The 18,017-nt window shown below is 53.5% G+C and carries 17 protein-coding genes; 7 read left to right on the top strand and 10 right to left on the bottom strand.

The genetic code is table 11. From position 1 onward, the window contains the following. Nucleotides 1–10: 10 nt before the first annotated feature. A complete protein-coding gene (gene pbpC / locus HCZ99_RS07615) occupies nt 11–2,185 on the top strand; it encodes a penicillin-binding protein 1C (protein WP_167446349.1) in 2,175 nt (724 codons plus the stop codon). A 42-nt stretch (nt 2,186–2,227) separates the two neighbouring features. Here pbpC and HCZ99_RS07610 read toward each other — a convergent pair whose 3' ends face one another. After that, nucleotides 2,228–2,692, bottom strand: coding sequence for an Lrp/AsnC family transcriptional regulator (locus tag HCZ99_RS07610; RefSeq protein ID WP_167446348.1), 465 nt, complete (start codon nt 2,690–2,692; stop codon nt 2,228–2,230). Nucleotides 2,693–2,852: 160 nt separating this feature from the next. On the opposite strand from HCZ99_RS07610, the gene HCZ99_RS07605 reads away from it, so the two are divergent. After that, entirely contained in the window at nt 2,853–3,869 is a 1,017-nt protein-coding gene (locus tag HCZ99_RS07605) for a 1-aminocyclopropane-1-carboxylate deaminase (RefSeq protein WP_167446347.1), read from the top strand. Nucleotides 3,870–3,937: 68 nt separating this feature from the next. Here HCZ99_RS07605 and HCZ99_RS07600 read toward each other — a convergent pair whose 3' ends face one another. The 4 genes from HCZ99_RS07600 to HCZ99_RS07585 all read right to left on the bottom strand — a co-directional run bounded on the left by HCZ99_RS07600 (nt 3,938) and on the right by HCZ99_RS07585 (nt 7,910). Then, entirely contained in the window at nt 3,938–5,245 is a 1,308-nt protein-coding gene (locus tag HCZ99_RS07600) for a TRAP transporter large permease (protein WP_167446346.1), read from the bottom strand. A 125-nt stretch (nt 5,246–5,370) separates the two neighbouring features. Then, nucleotides 5,371–5,988: a TRAP transporter small permease subunit gene (locus tag HCZ99_RS07595; RefSeq protein ID WP_167446345.1), complete on the bottom strand. Its 618-nt coding sequence runs from the start codon at nt 5,986–5,988 to the stop codon at nt 5,371–5,373. Between the two features lie 285 nt (nt 5,989–6,273). After that, nucleotides 6,274–7,302, bottom strand: coding sequence for a TRAP transporter substrate-binding protein (locus tag HCZ99_RS07590; protein WP_167446344.1), 1,029 nt, complete (start codon nt 7,300–7,302; stop codon nt 6,274–6,276). After that, nucleotides 7,299–7,910 (bottom strand): gluconokinase, encoded by a 612-nt coding sequence (locus HCZ99_RS07585; RefSeq protein WP_167446343.1) that lies wholly within the window; start codon nt 7,908–7,910, stop codon nt 7,299–7,301. Before HCZ99_RS07585 ends, HCZ99_RS07590 begins: the two co-directional genes overlap by 4 nt. 164 nt (nt 7,911–8,074) lie before the next feature. Here HCZ99_RS07585 and HCZ99_RS07580 point away from each other — a divergent pair, with 164 nt between their 5' ends. Next, a complete protein-coding gene (locus HCZ99_RS07580; protein ID WP_167446342.1) occupies nt 8,075–9,106 on the top strand; it encodes a LacI family DNA-binding transcriptional regulator in 1,032 nt (343 codons plus the stop codon). 5 nt (nt 9,107–9,111) lie between these two features. On the opposite strand, the gene HCZ99_RS07575 is transcribed toward HCZ99_RS07580, so the two are convergent. Together HCZ99_RS07575 and HCZ99_RS07570 are read right to left on the bottom strand one after the other, a co-directional pair. Then, entirely contained in the window at nt 9,112–9,705 is a 594-nt protein-coding gene (locus HCZ99_RS07575) for a YigZ family protein (protein WP_368484240.1), read from the bottom strand. Nucleotides 9,706–9,780: 75 nt separating this feature from the next. Then, nucleotides 9,781–10,524: a sulfite exporter TauE/SafE family protein gene (locus tag HCZ99_RS07570; RefSeq protein WP_167446341.1), complete on the bottom strand. Its 744-nt coding sequence runs from the start codon at nt 10,522–10,524 to the stop codon at nt 9,781–9,783. Nucleotides 10,525–10,643: 119 nt separating this feature from the next. Between HCZ99_RS07570 and HCZ99_RS07565 the strand changes: the two genes are divergently transcribed. The 3 genes from HCZ99_RS07565 to HCZ99_RS07555 all read left to right on the top strand — a co-directional run bounded on the left by HCZ99_RS07565 (nt 10,644) and on the right by HCZ99_RS07555 (nt 13,661). Further along, on the top strand, nt 10,644–11,081 hold the full coding sequence (locus HCZ99_RS07565) for a GFA family protein (protein ID WP_167446340.1): 438 nt from the start codon (nt 10,644–10,646) through the stop codon (nt 11,079–11,081). 359 nt (nt 11,082–11,440) lie between these two features. Beyond that, the gene (locus HCZ99_RS07560) at nt 11,441–12,823 is read left to right on the top strand and encodes a class II 3-deoxy-7-phosphoheptulonate synthase (RefSeq protein WP_167446339.1); all 1,383 of its coding nucleotides are present in this window, start codon (nt 11,441–11,443) and stop codon (nt 12,821–12,823) included. A gap of 352 nt (nt 12,824–13,175) precedes the next feature. After that, nucleotides 13,176–13,661 (top strand): hypothetical protein, encoded by a 486-nt coding sequence (locus HCZ99_RS07555; protein WP_167446338.1) that lies wholly within the window; start codon nt 13,176–13,178, stop codon nt 13,659–13,661. Nucleotides 13,662–13,761: 100 nt separating this feature from the next. On the opposite strand, the gene HCZ99_RS07550 is transcribed toward HCZ99_RS07555, so the two are convergent. From HCZ99_RS07550 to HCZ99_RS07540, 3 genes are read right to left on the bottom strand one after another with little or no spacing between them, the layout of a single operon-like run. Further along, nucleotides 13,762–14,337: a hypothetical protein gene (locus HCZ99_RS07550; RefSeq protein WP_167446337.1), complete on the bottom strand. Its 576-nt coding sequence runs from the start codon at nt 14,335–14,337 to the stop codon at nt 13,762–13,764. Between the two features lie 5 nt (nt 14,338–14,342). Continuing rightward, nucleotides 14,343–15,704 (bottom strand): M48 family metallopeptidase, encoded by a 1,362-nt coding sequence (locus HCZ99_RS07545; protein ID WP_167446336.1) that lies wholly within the window; start codon nt 15,702–15,704, stop codon nt 14,343–14,345. An 18-nt stretch (nt 15,705–15,722) separates the two neighbouring features. Beyond that, the gene (locus HCZ99_RS07540; protein ID WP_167446335.1) at nt 15,723–16,067 is read right to left on the bottom strand and encodes a YbjQ family protein; all 345 of its coding nucleotides are present in this window, start codon (nt 16,065–16,067) and stop codon (nt 15,723–15,725) included. A gap of 254 nt (nt 16,068–16,321) precedes the next feature. On the opposite strand from HCZ99_RS07540, the gene HCZ99_RS07535 reads away from it, so the two are divergent. After that, nucleotides 16,322–17,998, top strand: coding sequence for an NAD+ synthase (locus tag HCZ99_RS07535; protein WP_167446334.1), 1,677 nt, complete (start codon nt 16,322–16,324; stop codon nt 17,996–17,998). Nucleotides 17,999–18,017 lie beyond the last annotated feature (19 nt).

Here is an 18,017-nt window from a genome sequence, read left to right as displayed (position 1 = left end):
GGGGTAACGCATGCCCGGTCGGGTAAAAAAATGGGTCTTTGGAACGGCGGGTGTTTGTGCGCTCGCCGTTGCGGGCCTGTTTGTGCTTGATTGGGCGGTCCCACCCAACCTGTCACGGCTGGGGGATCTTTCGGTCGTGGTGGAGGGCGAAAATGATCAGCCCTTGCGGGTGTTTGGCACCAATGATGGTTTGTTGCGCCTTGAAACAAACGCGGCAGAGGTCGATCCAAAATATCTGCGCTTTTTGATGGGCTACGAAGATCAACGCTTTGAAAGCCATTTTGGCGTTGATCCGTTGGCACTTCTGCGCGCATTGGGGCAATGGGCCGCATCCGGGCATATTGTATCGGGTGGGTCGACCTTAACCATGCAGGTTGCCCGTTTGCTCGAACCGCGTGACAGAACGCTGGTCTCCAAGGGCATCGAAATCCTGCGCGCCATACAGCTCGAACGGCATTTTTCGAAATCCGAAATCTTGGATATGTATGTGACACTGGCCCCGTTTGGCGGACGGCTCGAAGGTGTCAGAAGTGCCAGTCTTGCTTATTTCGGCAAGGAACCGGGCCATCTTACAATTGCCGAGGCCGCCTTGCTGACCGTGTTGCCGCAATCGCCCAGCCAAATGCGCCCGGATCGCTTTCCGGATCACGCGCGCGCAGCACGGGCCAAGGTTCTTGATCGTTTGCGTCAAAACGATCTGATCACGGTGCACGAATACTCCGAGGCCCTTGGCGAACCTGTGCCACACCTCCAATACGCCATGCCAATGCTTGCCCCGCATCTTAGCGAACAGTTGGTGGCATCGCACCCCGATCAAACCCGCATCAAAACCACGATCAATCCGCGCTTGCAGGCGGACCTGCAAAAGCTTGTTGAATTTAACGTCAGTACCGCATCGCCGGAATTGTCGGTCGCGATCATGGTGGTGGAAAACAAGACCCGCCATGTTGTCGCCCATTTGGGATCGCGCGATTATCTTGATGTTGTCAGCCACGGTTTTGTCGATATGACCCGCGCGGTCAGATCGCCCGGATCGACCTTAAAGCCCTTTATCTATGCCCTGTCATTTGATGATCGGCAAACCCATCCGCAAACCATGATCTGGGATCGGTCGATCATAAATAGTGGCTATGCCCCGTCCAATTTTGATCATCAGGAATACGGCCAGATCAGTGTTGCCGACGCCCTGCGCTATAGCCTCAACATCCCGGCGGTAAAGGTGCTTGAACGCTATGGCCCGATCCGGTTTAGCCAAACCATGCACCGCAATGGTCTTGATTTGCGTTTGCCCTCAGATACCGCAGTCCCCAACCTTGCCATTGCGCTGGGCGGCGTTGGGGTGCGTCTTGATGATATGATGGGAATTTACCGCGCCTTGGCATCGGACCGCCGCAACTGCGCGCTTCGCTATCTGCGCGAAAACGTCGATCCCGCAACTGACGATTTGTGGCAGGGGGATGATGCCAATCAGACTGGCACGAATACCAGCGCCAATGCAGACCTAACCCCATCCTGCCAAACGCACCCCGAATTGGTCTCGCGCCAAACTCAGTCATGGATCACCGGCATTTTGCAAAAAACGCCGCGTCCACGGGGCTATCAGGTGACTGTCGATGATCACCGCATGCCCATCGCGTTTAAAACCGGCACCTCTTATGGCTACCGCGATGGCTGGGCGTTTGGCTATGCCGGGGATTACACCGTGGGCGTTTGGGTCGGCAAGGCATCTGGCCAACCGGTCCCTAATCAAACGGGCCTTCGCAACGCTGCCCCGATCCTGTTTTCCGTGTTTGAAAAACTCCCGCGCCAACGCATCTCAAACCAGCAACAAGTCGCCTTTGACGCGTGGAAACAGCCGGCATCGGACCTTTTAAAAAGCTTCTCGTCGCAAAAGCCGGGCGACATTAAACTGGCCGTCAATGGCTTGAATATCGTGTCCCCCGCCGATGACGCGGTGTTTTTGCTGCGCGATTTGAAACAACGCGGATTGCCACTGCGCGCCCGAAACGGGCTGCGCCCGCTGAGATGGATCGTCAATGGTGTGCCGATTGACTCAGACCCATGGAAACGCAACGTCACATGGATGCCAGATGGTCCGGGCTTTTACGACATCACCGTGCTCGACCGCGATGGTGCCTCCCAAAACCGACGCATCACCATCCGCGCAGAATCCTTTTCGAACTAGGTTGGCTTTGCAAGGATCGGCGATTTTTCCGCTGCTGCGGTCTCAAAACGCCAACGGTGCGTTATCAACCACTTCCTTCATGACGAAAAATGTCCGTGTTTGCCGCACCCCCGGAAGCGCGATCAGTTGATCCCCGTGCAGGTGATTAAAGTCGGCCATGTCGCCGACCCGGATTTTAAGGAAATAATCAAAATCCCCGGCCACCAGATGGCAATCAAGGATAAAGGGCAATGCCCGGCAGGCATCCTCAAACGCGGCAAAGCTTTCGCGTGTCGACCGATCCAGCACCACGCCCACCATCACCAGCGCGCCGCGATCAACCTTTTCCGGGGCGATTTGTGCCCGCACGTTTTTGACATAGCCATCTTCGAATAAGCGCTGTGTTCGGCGGTGGCAGGTGGCCGCACTGACATTGACCCGTTTGGCGATTTCCGCGTTGCCCATGCGGCCATCTTGCTGCAACAGGCGCAAAATCTTGTAGTCAATCTTATCAAGTTCTGATGCCATGAATGAATCTTCCGCTTGAATGACCAATTTCAAAACAATAAGTACATCTATCGAAGATTGAAAGAGATCGGGTCAAAGTATTGGTTGAAATTCGAGAGCACCTTTCATCGCACCTCCGCTAGCCTGATCGCAGTTTCAATGCATTTTCAGGGAGTGCGCAATGAACCTTAAGAAATTTGAAAAATACAAACTGACCTTCGGTCCGACCCCAATTGAAAAACTGCCACGCCTGTCCGAGCATCTCGGCGGCGATGTCGAACTTTATGCCAAGCGCGAAGACTGTAACTCCGGGCTGGCATTTGGCGGCAACAAAGTCCGTAAAATGGAATACATCATTCCTGACGCGATCAAATCAGGCGCGGATACGCTGGTGACCATTGGCGGCGTGCAGTCAAACCACACCCGTCAGGTTGCGGCGATTGCGGCCAAAATCGGCATGAAATGCCGCTTGGTTCAGGAAAGCTGGGTGCCGTTTAACGATGCGGTGTATGACCGTGTCGGGAATATCCTCATGAGCCGTGTGATGGGTGCTGAGATTGAGCTGGTTGACGAAGGTTTCGACATCGGCATTCGCGAAAGCTGGGAAGCCGCCCTTAAAGACGTCAAAGCCAAAGGCGGGGTGCCTTATCCGGTTCCGGCGGGGGCGTCTGTCCATAAATATGGCGGTCTTGGCTTTGTTGGCTTTGCCGAGGAAGTCCGCGCCCAAGAGGCGGAGCTTGGCTTTAAATTTGATTATGTCGTGGTTTGCACCGTGACCGGTTCGACCCATGCCGGGATGGCCGTTGGCTTTGCCGCGGATGGCCGTGCCGACAAAGTAATTGGCATCGATGCCTCTGCAACCCCGGAACAAACCCGCGCGCAGGTCTTGGCGATTGCTGAAAAAACCGCTGATCTGGTTGAACTTGAAGGCGGCATTTCCGACAAGGACATTACCCTGATCGAAGATTACGCCTATCCGGCTTATGGTGTGCCATCTGATGAAACCAACGAGGCCATCCGTCTTTGCGGTCGCCTTGAAGGCATGATGACCGATCCGGTTTACGAGGGTAAATCGATGCAGGGCATGATTGATCTGGTCAAAAAGGGCTATTTCCCGAAAGGCTCCAAAGTCCTTTACGCCCATCTTGGTGGTGTACCGGCAATCAATGCGTACAGCTATCTCTATCGCAACGGCTAATTGCCGGGTGTGTTAAGCTAAAAACGAAAGAAGCCGGTACCATTTTATTTGGTACCGGCTTCTTTTTGTTATCGCCCGGTAATGCCCGGGAAGATGATCAGGATTGCCACGGCCAAAATCTGCAAACAGATGAATGGCAGCAGGGCCTTGAAAATATCGCCCAAGGATATGTCGGGCGGTGCCACCGATTTAAGGTAAAAGGCCGCTGGTCCAAATGGTGGGGACAGGAAGCTGACCTGCATATTCATGGCAAACAGCACCCCGAACCAAACCGGATCAAAGCCAAGCTGTTTCACAATCGGCACAAAGATCGGCATGGTCAAAAGCGCAATGCCCACCCAATCAAGGAACATGCCCAGCACGAACAGGATCAGCATCATGAACAGGATGATGGTGGTTGGATCGTCTGAAATGCCGGTGATCAGGCCCGACACGAACTTGATCCCACCCATCAGGTTGAACACCCCGACAATCGCCGATGCGCCAATCCCGATCCAAACAATCATGCCACAGGTCGACAGGGTCTGAAGGGTGGCTGCTTTAAGCATTGGCAATGAAAACTCGCCGCGCAAAACGGTCGACAGGATCACGCCAGCAACCCCAACAGCTGATGCCTCGGTCACGGATGCAATGCCGCCATAGATCGACCCCAGCACACACAGCACCACCAAAATCGGCAGGAACAGCCCCTTAAGCAGGCGCATTTTCTCAGCCGTTGGGATGGCTTCTGTTTGCGGGGGCGGGGCAATGTTTTTGCCGGTATAGGATCGGAATAAAACATAGGCGACGTAAAAGCCCGCCAGCATAAAGCCCGGAATAAAGGCCGATGTGAACAAATCACCGATCGATACGTTCGCGGTCAGGCCATAAATGATCAAAACGATCGATGGCGGCACCATGGTGCCCAGCGACCCACCGGCACAAACCACCCCGATGGCCAGGTTCTTGTCATAGCCCTGGCGCAACATTTGCGGCAAGGCAATCAGGCCGAGTAAGACAATCTCGCCACCGATGATGCCGCTCATGGCGGCCAGGATCACCGCGACAAAGATCGTCTGAACCGCAACCCCACCTTTAAGACGCCCGCCAAACAGGCGCATGGCATCAAACAGGTCGCGCGCAATGCCCGATCTGTCCAAAATCGCCGCCATCAGCACGAACATCGGCACCGAGACAAAGACAAAGGACGACACAAACGAATAGACCCGGCTTGTGATCAGCGGCACGGCCATCGGGCCAAACCAGCCCAAGGTGAAAATAAGCGCGATCAAAAGCGTGACAAACGCAAGCGGCATGCCGGTCATCAGGAAAACAAGCAGCATGACGAACATGGCCAGCGTGCCATATTCGATGCCCATGGATTGCAACTCAAACATCGGGATTTATCCTGTTGCACTTTGCCGACCCATGATCGGGGCAAAGCGACCTATCAGAAGACATAAATAATATAATATTACTTATTGTGATTTTACGGGATTTCACAGCCATGATCATCGGCATCCTATGCGCCTGATTTTGTCTGCACATTATCGTGTTTTCCACGTGCATAATTGATCGTCAAAACGATGAATTGAACCGTCAGCACGATCAAAATCGCCATCAAAAAGATCTTAAGCATGCCGGGGTATGGCGCATTAAACGCGCTGCCCGTCGTTTCCAGATGGATGCTGCCATCCGGCTTGATCGCGGCGCGTTTGACCATCAACCATGCGGCCCATGTGAAAAAGCCTGATGCCAACGCACAGATAATCGAAATGCAGATATCAAGGGCTCGGCGCAGCTTGGGCCCGGCAATGTCATAAATGATCACAACCCGGATATGCCGGTTACGCGATGCGCAATAAAGCCCGCCAAACACAAACCCGACAGCCGATAAAAACGTTGTGGTTTCATGGGCCCAAAGGGTCGGGCTGTTAAACACGTGACGCATGACGATTTCAAAAATCAGCACCGCCATCGCCACCAAAAATCCAAGGGCAAAAACCGAACTGATCTTGTCGACCGCCCGGCCCAAAAGGCCAGCAACAGCGGGGACTTCTTCGGGTTGCTCAACAAGAATGTCGGGATCAACGGCGGGCGGGATTTCTTTGTGTGTCGGGTCTGTCGGGCTGGTCGCCATAGTCAGCATCCTTACAATGCGAGGCAAAAGGGCACATCAGGTCGGTTGGACGCATCTGCACTTAAGGCGCGTATTCGTTACACATCTGGCACAGCATGGCATACGTGTAACGCGCGGTTTTTAAGCAATCTGGTGAATACAATCCGGTAACAGAGGGAGGGCTTTCATCACCAGATATCGTCTCTTATATCGGGTGCGACCGGATTGTATTCAGGTCGTTACCGGCGGGCCGAAAGGGCACGGCACCGCCGATAAACACCGGTAAACCGGTTGGCATTCAGATGCTTACATCATGCCCTGTTCGGTCAGATATTTGACCAGCGTGTCGTAAACGCGCTGGGCATTTTCTGAACGTTCGGCCACGGTTTCCCACTGGCTGGTTGCGATTTTACGGAATTTCGCACGCTCTTCTGCCGACCAGTTATGGATGGTAACACCACCTTCTTCGCGGGCTTTGGCAACGGCTTCCATGTCTTTCATCGCCAGACGCGCATCCATGTCATAGGCCAGATCGCGGACAGACATTTCAAGGATGGCTTTGATGTCGTCGGGCATGGAATCCCATTTGGTTTTGTTAATCGACACTTCGAGCATCGGCATAGAGTGGAAGCCTGGATAAACCGGATGTTTTGCCACATCATGCAGGCCCATCGCCTGGTTGGTGGAAAACACGGTCGCATCGGCCGCATCGATCACTTTTTTATCAAGCGATGTGAAAACTTCCGACTGCGGAATGTTCACAGGTGATGCACCCGCCGCGGCAAATACCTGCTGAACCATGCCTTCTGGGGCACGCATTTTCAGGCCTTTAAGATCGGAAACCCCATCAAGCGGAACGGATGATACAAACGCTTCAAGGCCCGGGGTGACAGCACCGATGAAGTGCAGGCCATAAGGTTCGACCAAGCTGTTCATCAGTTCTTTGCCGCCGCCATATTCGACGAAGCGCAGCATTTCGGACGGGGCCGACCATGCGCCAACCGGGTTGGCAATCAGGCCAAATGCCGCGTCTTTACCGGTGAAGTAGCTGGTGTCGGTGATGTGGCCGTCGAGAATGCCTGCTGCGATGGCATCTTGGGTTTCGGCGTGTTCAACGATCGAGTTGACCGGCATCATTTCAATTTCGACGCGGCCGTTGGTCATGGTTTTGACCTTTTCGGCCCAGTCTTGTTCCAGGGCAAAGTTCGGCACACCAGATGCGTCACTTGACTGGAATTTAAGGCTGTATTCCTGGGCGGTCGCTGCAAACGGTGCGGCGGCAACCAGGCCGGCGATGACGGTAGCCCCTAAGAGCGATTTAAGTGTCTTGGTCATATGTCTTCTCCCTGACATTCCGGTTTTCCGGTGGTGTTCTCATTAGCAAAGGAAGCACTGTTTGTTTCACGGGCCAGCAAGCTGTTTATGGCCGTGGAAACAACAGTATCGATCGGGGCATCTATCGAAACAGTCACGCAGTTCTCGTCCGGCCCCGGCGGTTCAAGGTCTGCAAGCTGACTGTCAAGCAAGCCGGATGGCATGAAATGCCCGACCCGACGGTTCAGTCGGGACAAGATCACATCACGTGTGCCATCCAGAAAAACAAACGTCACCGGGTCTAAATCCCGGCGCAACGCATCGCGATATCTGCGTTTAAGCGCAGAACAGGCAATAAAGATCGTCTGAGGTGTGTGGTCAGATGTATCGCCATTGGCGACCTGGGCCACTTTGTTTCGTGCGGCATCCCCAACAGCGGCAAGCCACGGCCAGCGCATGTCGTCATTTAAGGGACGACCACTTCGCATCTGTTCGACATTTTCAATTGGGTGGTGGTCGTCTGCGTCCAGCCAGTGGCTTTGGGTCGCATCTGCACAGCGTCGGGCAATTTCGGTTTTACCCGATCCCGATACCCCCATGACAACGACAAATTTTGCCCGTTGATTCATTCCGATATTTCCACCCTGTCGTTCTTTTCAGGACTTTTATAAGCTTGAAGTTGCCCTGTTATTGACGATGTTAGCGCTAACATAATGTTAGCGCTAACATCGAGTCAACAGCCTTATTTACAAGGGACTTGTCGATTGCCAAAAGACGTAATAAACGTAAGGGTATGAGGAAACGCAAAGGGGCCGGACGGCCGACTATTGCTGATGTTGCCAATAAGGCTGGTGTCAGCACCATCACGGTTTCACGCGCTTTGCGCGATCCGGCCAAGGTGTCTGATCACCTGCGCCGCAAGATCAATAATGCGGTGCGTAAACTGAATTATGTGCCCCATTCTCATGCCAGTGCGCTGGCGTCTCGTCGGTCCAATATTATTGGGGTGATTGTGCCATCCCTGACCAACAACGTGTTCGCCGAAAGTCTGCGCGCGATCTATGACGGGTTTGGTCAAGGCGCGTTTCAAATCCAATTGGGTAATTCACGCTATGTCGCGGATGAAGAAGAACGACTGGTGCGGGCCTTTTTGGGGCAACGCCCGTCGGCGATGATTGTGGCCGGTACCGATCAGACTGATGTGACCCGTGATCTTTTGGAAAATGCCGAATGCCCGGTGGTCCAAATCATGGATATGGGCGATGATCCGATTGATATGATGGTCGGTTTTTCGCATTTCGAAGGCGGCAGGGCCGCCGGTCGTCATTTGGTGCAGCAGGGTTATAAGCGCATCGGGTTCTTGGGGGCGCGTATGGACCCAAGGTCACACCGCCGACTTGCCGGGTTTAAAGAGGCGGTTCAATCGGGCGGGCGGTATGATCCCGACCTGATCATGACGACAACTGTATCTTCAAGTGTTTCACTGGGGGCGGAGCTGATCGGGCAGTTGCGTAAACGTCGTCCTGATTTGGATGCCGTTTTTTGCAACAATGATGACATGGCACTGGGGGCACTGTTTGGCTGTCAGAAAGCAGGGCTTTCGATCCCCGAGGATATCGGGATCATCGGGTTTAACGACCTGGAAATGATGGCCGCCGCCCATCCATCCTTAACGTCGATCCGAACCGATCGTTATGGGATCGGGACGCACACGGTAGAGATGATCCGGTCCGTGCTGGACGGTAAAATGCCTGATCAAAAAATAGTTGATCTTGGATTTGAATTGCAGGTCCGTCAAAGCACGTCACGCACTGCCAAAGCTTAGTTTGATTATGTGTCGGACTTTGAAAAGCGTTCGGCAAGGTCATGAAGGATGTCGCGAGGACCCGCGATTTTGATATGCGTACCCGCACTGTCAAATTGCCGATCAAGCACCGTAATGCCGTCTTGCGAGCAGGCTTGTTCAAGAGGGCCCGCATCAGAAAAGCCAGCGAATAAGTCGGCTTCGCCTTGCGGGATGTAGTCGATGATTTCGGCCGCATCACATGCCGCATGCGCCGCAGCACTATAGGCCCGTACAAGACCGCCAGTGCCAAGCTTTGTGCCGCCGAAATAGCGGGTCACAATCACCGCGACATTAATCAGATCGCGGCCCTGTAAAACCTTAAGACACGGGACGCCAGATGTGCCCGATGGTTCGCCGTCATCCTTGCCATGTTCAATCAGTTGTTCTTCGTCATTGAGGTAACGATAGGCGTTGACGTGATGGTTGGCCTTGGGGTGAAGGGCACGCAATTCATCAATCCGCTTGGCCAGATCGTCGTGAAAAACGAGTTCGGCCAGAAAACGCGATTTCTTTTCTTCGGTTTCGGCAAAAGCGGGGCGGGTGATGGTTTTCATGGTTGTGTTGATAGCAAACTCCACGCCATACCGCCAGATGGCGGATGCTTTTGATGAGATTGACTTGTGACGCGTCGCGCTGCTGGGATGGGGGCGTGCTTAGAACGTGGCGTATTTGGCGATCAGGATAATGCCAAACAGGATCAACATGATCAGCACAACCTTGCGGAAGGTCTGGGCGTCCATGCGGTCGCGGACAATGCCGCCAAGTTTGGTGCCAAGAAAGACGGGCACTAACCCGGCCAGTGAAATCCAGACGGAATCAAGGGTCATTAGCCCCAAGCGTGAGAGGCCAAAGGCCATCACGATACTTGATAAACTAAACGATATGTTGATCGCCTGAATGAAGCGTTTGGGATCAAGGCGGACCGACAGCAAAAATGGCAAGACCGGCATGACTTGTGACCCGGTGATGCCATTGACCAAGCCGGTGGCAAAGCCTGAAATCGGCGCGATGATCCGTGCGGCCTTGTCCGACATAGGGCGGCCCGGACGCAAAAGCGTGAAGACCCCGTAATTCATCAAGACCAGCCCCAAAACCGCCCCGGCCATCAAGCCATCAACCATTTCAAGCACGGCCAGACCGATCAACAGGCCGGGAATGGTCATCAGGAACATCGGCCAGAACCGGTTGACGGTTTCGCGAAAATGGCCCGCCTGCGCCATGATGATCGAATTGCTGACAAGGGATGGAATAATCACAAGCGGCATGGCGGCCTTTAAGCCAAGGCCAAGGGCCAGAATTGGCAATGCCGATGTCGAAAAGCCCAAGCCCGTCGCCCCCTTAACAAAGGCAGCAACAAAATAGGCAAGCGCAATAATTGCAATTGTTTCAATGGACATCGGCGTTCCGAATGTGATGGCGCGCGCAGTGTGCGCACAATTCAAAGGATGTGCAAGACATCCGAATGTGTGCTTGGATATCGCGATTAAAAAATCACACGTTTTGGCAGGGGGGTGATATGGGCCGTGATGAAAAACATGTGGCGGATAACCTGACAGGGGGCTGCCAATGTGGTGGCGTTCGCTATGCCCTGCGCGGTGCGCCGATCAAGACCTATGTGTGCCATTGTCGGGAATGTCAGATGCAATCAGCATCGGCATTTGGGATATCGGTTCTGGTCAGGCCCCACGATGTTGAGCTCGTGAAAGGAAAGCCAAAAATATGGGCGCGCCCGACAGAGGGCGGTGCGCCCATGCCGTGTTATTTTTGCGGTGAGTGCGGATCGCGCTTTTTCCACGGGGATTTAAACGGGGATGCGCCCGTCAGTGTAAAGGGTGGCTCATTCGATACACCGGTTAATTTGCAAGGGGCGATGCATATCTGGACCAAGCGCAAGCTGGTAGGTGTGGTCATTCCCGATGACGCGGTGTCCTTTGCCGGCGACCCCGATTGTTGATTTTAACGATGGGGGCATCTGGCGTAGCCTGTTGAAATGGTTTGCGAATGGATTCGCGACCGTGCGTCGTCACAGACGGCGCCAACCATGTACCATGATCCGGAAAAGTCGGTAATTCAGGGTGGAATTTTGCGCGTTATTTGCTGGGATTGGCAAAAATTTGCGGGTTTTTATCGATCTTAGGCCTAGAAGGGGTGGAAATGCGTTTGCAAAACCCGTATCAAGTTTGACCCAGTTGTATGACGGGCTTGTATAACAGGCGTATATGATAGGGTTGTAAGGGCGGAAAGCTGCCCGTGAAGGCGATATGTGTTATAATGGCGGCATGACAATGAGCATGCCGGATTGAGAGGAAGCAAATGAGCAAGAGCTGGAGCATTGATAGCTGGCGTAACCTGCCTGTAAAGCAGATGCCAACATATCCAGATGCAGAGGCCCTCAAGGCCGTAGAACAAGAGCTCGGCAGCTATCCTCCTTTGGTATTTGCTGGCGAAGCGCGCGCGTTGAAAGAGAAGCTTGGTGAAGTTGCAGAAGGCAAGGCCTTCTTGCTTCAGGGGGGCGATTGCGCCGAAAGCTTTAAGGAATTTCATCCCAACAACATCCGCGACACCTTTAAGGTGATGTTGCAGATGGCGGTTGTGTTGACCTATGGCGCAGCGTGCCCGGTGGTGAAGGTTGGCCGTATGGCTGGTCAGTTTGCCAAGCCGCGTTCGGCAGATACCGAAACCATCAATGGCGTTGAGCTGCCAAGCTACCGTGGTGACAACATCAACGGTATCGAGTTCACGTCAGAAGCACGTATTCCAGACCCGCAGCGCCAAATCCGTGCGTACAACCAGTCTGCATCGACGCTGAACCTGCTGCGCGCCTTTGCGCAGGGGGGCTTTGCCGATCTGAGCAAGATCCACCGTTGGAACCTGTCCTTTGTTGATGGCAGCCCGGCGGGCGAACGTTATAGCAAAATGACCAGCCAGATTGATGAAGCGGTGGCGTTCATGCAGGCGTGTGGCATTACGGCGGACACCGCACCGCAGATGCGCGAAACCGATTTCTATACGTCGCACGAGGCACTTTTGCTGGGCTATGAGCAGGCATTGACCCGTCAGGACAGCTTGACAGGCGATTACTATGACTGTTCGGCGCATATGCTTTGGATTGGGGACCGTACCCGTAAAGCCGATGAGGCGCATGTTGAATTCTTGCGCGGGGTAAACAACCCGATTGGCATGAAATGCGGCCCGACCATGGACCCGGATGATCTGATCCGTTTGATCGACATTCTGAACCCGAAAAACGAAGCAGGTCGTTTGACCCTAATCGCACGTATGGGGGCTGATAAGGTCAATGATCATTTGCCGGCCCTGGTTAAGCGCGTCAAAGAGGAAGGCCGCAAAGTTGTGTGGTCATGCGATCCGATGCATGGCAACACGATCAAGGCGACCAACGGGTATAAAACCCGTCCGTTCGATGCGATCCTGTCGGAAGTTAAATCGTTCTTCGACGTTCACAAAGCCGAGGGCACCCATGCCGGTGGCGTTCATTTTGAAATGACCGGTACGGACGTGACAGAGTGCATCGGTGGTGCACGCGAAGTTACGGAAGATACCCTTTCAGATCGTTATCACACCCACTGTGATCCGCGCCTTAATGGCGGACAGGCATTGGAATTGGCGTTCTTGATCGCGGAAATGATCAAACAGGAACGCGATGACGCGCGCGAGCTGATGGCGGCATCAGCCTAAGCGGCCCACACAAAATAGATTTTTAAATCGGAAGGCGTCCGGGAAACCGGGCGCCTTTTTTATGGTATTCTAAAAAACGCCCGAATGAGGCCGTGCGCAGGAGATTGGTCGTCGGGGGTTGTCCAAGTGATGGTTCGTTCACATTTACGATATCTGGCGTTGGAAAGCCTTGACACCCGTAGGGTTATTTATCTATGAGGCGCGATCATTCCGCATGAAAAACGATAAATCTGCCCTTGGTGAGCAAAATTGATTCATTTTGCCTCTACCAAAGGGGTGCGGATATTCTTAAGTATAGACAAACGCAGGCGAATACCTTTGGAATTTGAGAGATTAAAGGTCGTAAACGAATATGACGGATGAAGCGGATTTTGCTGCTTGGCAGAAAAAGGTTGAGGGAACCAACATTTCCTCCGCAACGCTTTTGGCGACCGATTATCTTAATCACTTCAACGAAATCGTGATGCTGCTTGAGATGGTCCCCGACATGCCCGACATGATCGAGGACTGCAAGGAATGGGCACCCAAAAGTTATCAGGATCATTTCCGCGAAAGCGCCTTTTCCGATCGGGAATTGGCGATCGAGGCCTATGATCATGTGCCAACCCGTTTTCGCAAGCCGTTTGAAGAAACCATCCATCACCTCAATACGATTGTGGCGCACGCCAACAGTCAGCTTGATTCCATCATTGCCGAGGGCAATGAAGATCAGTTGCGCGAAACGGCCAATATGGTCACCCGATCGCTGCAACGGTTTATGGATGTGGCAAGTGGGATCATTCACGGATCGGCCAAAACCATGAGCCAGGACGAAATCGACGCTGCCTTAGCACTTTAGGCAGTTGGTCTTCGCCCAATATGGCGGCCGATAAAACAAACCCGGAGCAATTATATTGCCCCGGGTTTTTTGATGCGTCTTTGGATCTGTGACGAAGATGTTAGTGGGTCATTCCAGCCAGTTCTTCATCCAAGCGCTTGATGTCTGATTGCAGTAACGGCAAGACGTCCTTGCGGGCCTCAGCAACGATTGTTTTCATCTTTGCCATGGCTTTGCGGGCATAACCGTTGGCGTTTTGCTGCATGAACAAAACCGTCATCTGGGCTTCGATGTCGCCATAGAAACGGCGGACACCGGTCAGAACTTTTGGGTTTACCTCAAGCGTGCGATCAGAATAGCGCATGGTTTGCCAAACCATATCGTCAAGTTTGTGGGCTTCGCGCGGGACCAGTTTTTGCGCGTGCCACGTCATCGGTGCCTTGGGGTAATCGGCAATCCAAGTTTCGACTTTTTCGATATTGTCAGTGAACTCGGCTTCAAGCGATTTTTCCAGATTGCTGACATCAGACATGGACTGGTAGCGGTCGAAATCAACAGCGATCTGAAAACCGGCAAAGCTTGCAAAATACACACCAGCGATGGTCGATGCCAAAATGATGGTTTGCGTCAGCCAGAATTCGACGTTCGGGCGGCCTTTTACGTTAAGAAAGCGGAAGGGAGTAAGTAATCCACGCATGGGTGTCAGTCTTTCGTGGTTGTGAGGCTAAATTTACGGCCTTCCTCAAGCGCGCTTGCCGGAATTTCGCCGGTACGCACAAGGAAGTTTTCGAAGGCTTCTTGCAATTCGATGGGCTGTCCCATCGGCAGGTTTTGTTCACGGGCCATTTTATAGAGCCGATCAACCCGGTCCTGCGGATGCGGGTGGGTTGCCAGATAATCCATGACACTGTGACCACCTTGCATTTGGCCAAGCTTTTCGAAGGTCGTTGCGACTTCGCCAACATGGCCATATTTCGCCATCAGGATTTTGAGGCTCCATTTATCGGCATCAAGTTCCTGACTGCGCGAATAGTCGAGGTCGGACAGCATTTTCGGCCAGCCTGCAACCCATGTGGTCAAGACGGCATCGGCCTGGAACATCATGGCAGACAGAGCAACACCGACAACTTCGCGCCCCAATCCTTCGAGATGGTCACGGCCGTTATAGTGGCCGATTTCATGACCGAGGATCGACAGAAGTTCATTTTCGCTTTCGACCAGATCGATCATGCCTGAATGAACAAGCATCAATCCGCCCGGAAGGGCGGCAGCGTTTGGTGTTTCATCAGGAACGATGATGACATCAAAATCATAGGCTGCTGCCGGTCCTAATGCTTCTTTGGGGACCGAATTGATCAGATCGACGAGATAATTTTCGGCCAAGCTGCGTTCATCGGCGGTGCGGTGCCCGTTGATCAGTTCAGGTTCCAGCTGCGACCAGATGGCAATTTCGTCTTCGACCGAGATTTCGTGGCTGGCCCATTCGACCATCATGCCGCTGGCGGCATAGATGACCCAGCAAATCAGCAGAAACGCGGTGCTTGCCGACAAAAATTCGACCAGCAGGTTGCGGTGGCTGATGTTTACGCCTTCGTCGGGAAGGGCAGCAGGGGCACCGCCAGATGGGCGATGATCGGTATAAAGGGCGGTGCCAGACACAACCATTTCGATCATGCCACGGCGAAGCTGTGCGGATTCAAACCGAACGCCGATAATGTGGCTGGCGCCTTTGGCGTTGGTGCGCATGCGCAAAAGCACTTCGCGTTTGGCACGCGTGACCGATGCTTCGTGCGCGCTCAGACGACCGCCCACAAAAATCCGCAAGCGTGCAAGCAGATTGCGAAAACGGTCTTCGGCAATGACGACTTTGCCGGTGACAAGGGCCGAATCATAAAGGGTGATATCGCCGGGAATGTTGCTTCCTGAATCAAGAACCTGCTGGGGCAGAAGCGCTTCGTCACGTTTAAGCGCGCGTTCATGTGCCGCATCGGCCAACCGGCCGGTAAGATAGGCAATTCCGATCAGGGCGGTTAGCAAGATCCCGGGAAGAATGACTTCTTCCATTTTTGGAAATCCTAACCGTTATTTCAGGCGAACAGCGGTGCCGTAAGCAAAGATTTCAGCCGCCTTATAGGCCACTTGGGATGTGGCGAAATGCACATCGACAACCGCATCTGCCTCAAGCTTTTTGGCCTGTTCGAGCATCCGGCTGGTGGCTTCGCTTTGGGCGTCTTCGAGCAGGCGGGTATAAGAGCGAACTTCGCCCCCAAACAGATTTTTAAACGCCGCAAAAATATCGAAAATGAAATTACGGCTGCGCACGGAGCTGCCAAAAACAATGCCAATGTTCTCTGATGTTTCGCGCCCAGGGATCGAAGAAACGGTGACGGCGGGCATTGGGGCCGTGGTGTTTTTGGTGGGGGTCATGTGTTTGCTCGTCTTTGAAATTTTAATTTTTTGTCTGCGGTTGTTTAACAGCGTGCGCAATAGAGCGATTTTTTGCCCATTTTGCAAGTCATTATCAATTTTGCAGAGCTGATATGCAGGCATGATTTTCACGACCAAAATACTTTAACTTGGGACGGACGCGGCGTAGATTTTATGCGCCGTGCACCGATGAGACAGGCAATATTCGTTATTCGGTAATTGACAGTGCGCGGGGGGGCTCTTATTCCAACATCATGACAAATATGCTTGCCATTGCGATTGCCCAACTGAACCCGATTGTCGGCGATGTAACCGGAAACCGGGACAAGGTTGTGGCGGCCTGGGAATCTGCGGCCGATCAGGGTGCGGATATCGTTTTGTATTCTGAACTGGTGCTGTCGGGCTATCCGCCAGAAGACCTGGTGATGAAGCCTGCCTTTATGCGTCACTTACGCGATGCGGTGGATGCGATTTGCGTCCACACCGCAAAACGTGCTGATGGTCCGGCGTTGCTGTTGACCACGCCGTGGGACATTGATGGTCATCGTTATAATGCGGTGTTGCTGATTGATCAGGGCAAGATCGTGACGGTGCGCGCCAAGCATGATTTGCCAAACTATGGCGTGTTTGATGAAAAACGTGTCTTTGCGGCGGGGCCGTTGCCCCAGCCGGTTTCTTTCCGGGGTGTCACCCTGGGACTTCCGATTTGCGAAGATGTCTGGACGCCACATGTGGTCGCCCATCTTGCCAATGCGGGTGCGGAAATCTTCCTTGTGCCCAATGGATCGCCGTTTGAGGCCGACAAGGGTGGATTGCGCCGTGCGTTGATTTCTGATCGGGTGCGCGAAAGTAAGGCGCCGATGATTTATTGCAACGAAGTTGGCGGTCAGGACGAACTTGTTTTTGATGGTGGGTCGTTCGGCCTGAATGGGGATGGATCGCTTGGCGTCGCGTTGCCGTGCTTTGACGCGGCTGTTGTCACATCAAATTGGGTAAAGGGCGATGACGGTGTGTGGGCGTGTGCCGATGATGCGCCCAAGGCGGACCATCCCGATGGGCTCGATGCGATTTATCAGACCCTTGTTTTGGGCCTGCGCGATTATGTGAACAAAAACGGCTTTCCGGGCGTTGTGATTGGCATGTCGGGCGGTATCGATAGTGCCCTTTCGGCGGCGGTTGCCGTTGATGCGCTGGGGGCTGATCGGGTGCGTTTGGTGATGATGCCATCGCCTTATACCTCGGTTGATAGTCTTGAGGATGCGCAGCTCTGTGCGGATATGCTGGGATGTGGTATTGAAAGCATTAATATCGGTCCGGCGATGGGCGCGTTTGACCAAATGCTGGGCGCGGCATTTGCCGGGCGCGATCCCGATATTACCGAAGAAAATATTCAGGCCCGTTCGCGCGGGATGATTCTGATGGCGATTTCAAACAAATTTGGCCACATGGTGCTGACAACCGGCAATAAGTCGGAAATGTCGGTCGGCTATGCGACGCTGTATGGCGACATGTGCGGTGGCTATTCTGTTTTGAAGGACCTTTACAAGACGACTGTGTTTGATCTGTGCCGGTGGCGCAACGACCATATGCCTGCTGGCGCGATGGGCCCGGATGGCATGGTGATCCCCGATCGGATCATTACCAAGCCGCCATCCGCCGAATTGCGGCCAGATCAAAAAGACGAAGACAGCCTGCCGCCTTATGATGTTCTTGATGATATATTACATCAGATGATCGAAGGTGAGCGGTCTGTTCGCGATATCGTGGATAGTGGTCATGACGAGGCGACGGTGCGCCGGGTTTGGCGGTTGCTGGACCGGGCGGAATATAAACGCCGTCAAGCCCCGCCAGGGGTCAAAATTACCCCGCGCGCGTTTGGCCGTGACAGACGCTATCCGATTACCAATGGTTTCACGAACCTGGTTACCTAGGGTCTTGACCCTCTTTAAT

Origin of the sequence: Thalassospira lucentensis (assembly GCF_011806425.1) — a bacterium.
GTDB lineage: Bacteria > Pseudomonadota > Alphaproteobacteria > Rhodospirillales > Thalassospiraceae > Thalassospira > Thalassospira lucentensis_B.
The sequence above is the reverse complement of the archived record's forward strand: the minus strand, read 5'-3'. Positions and strand labels throughout refer to the sequence as shown.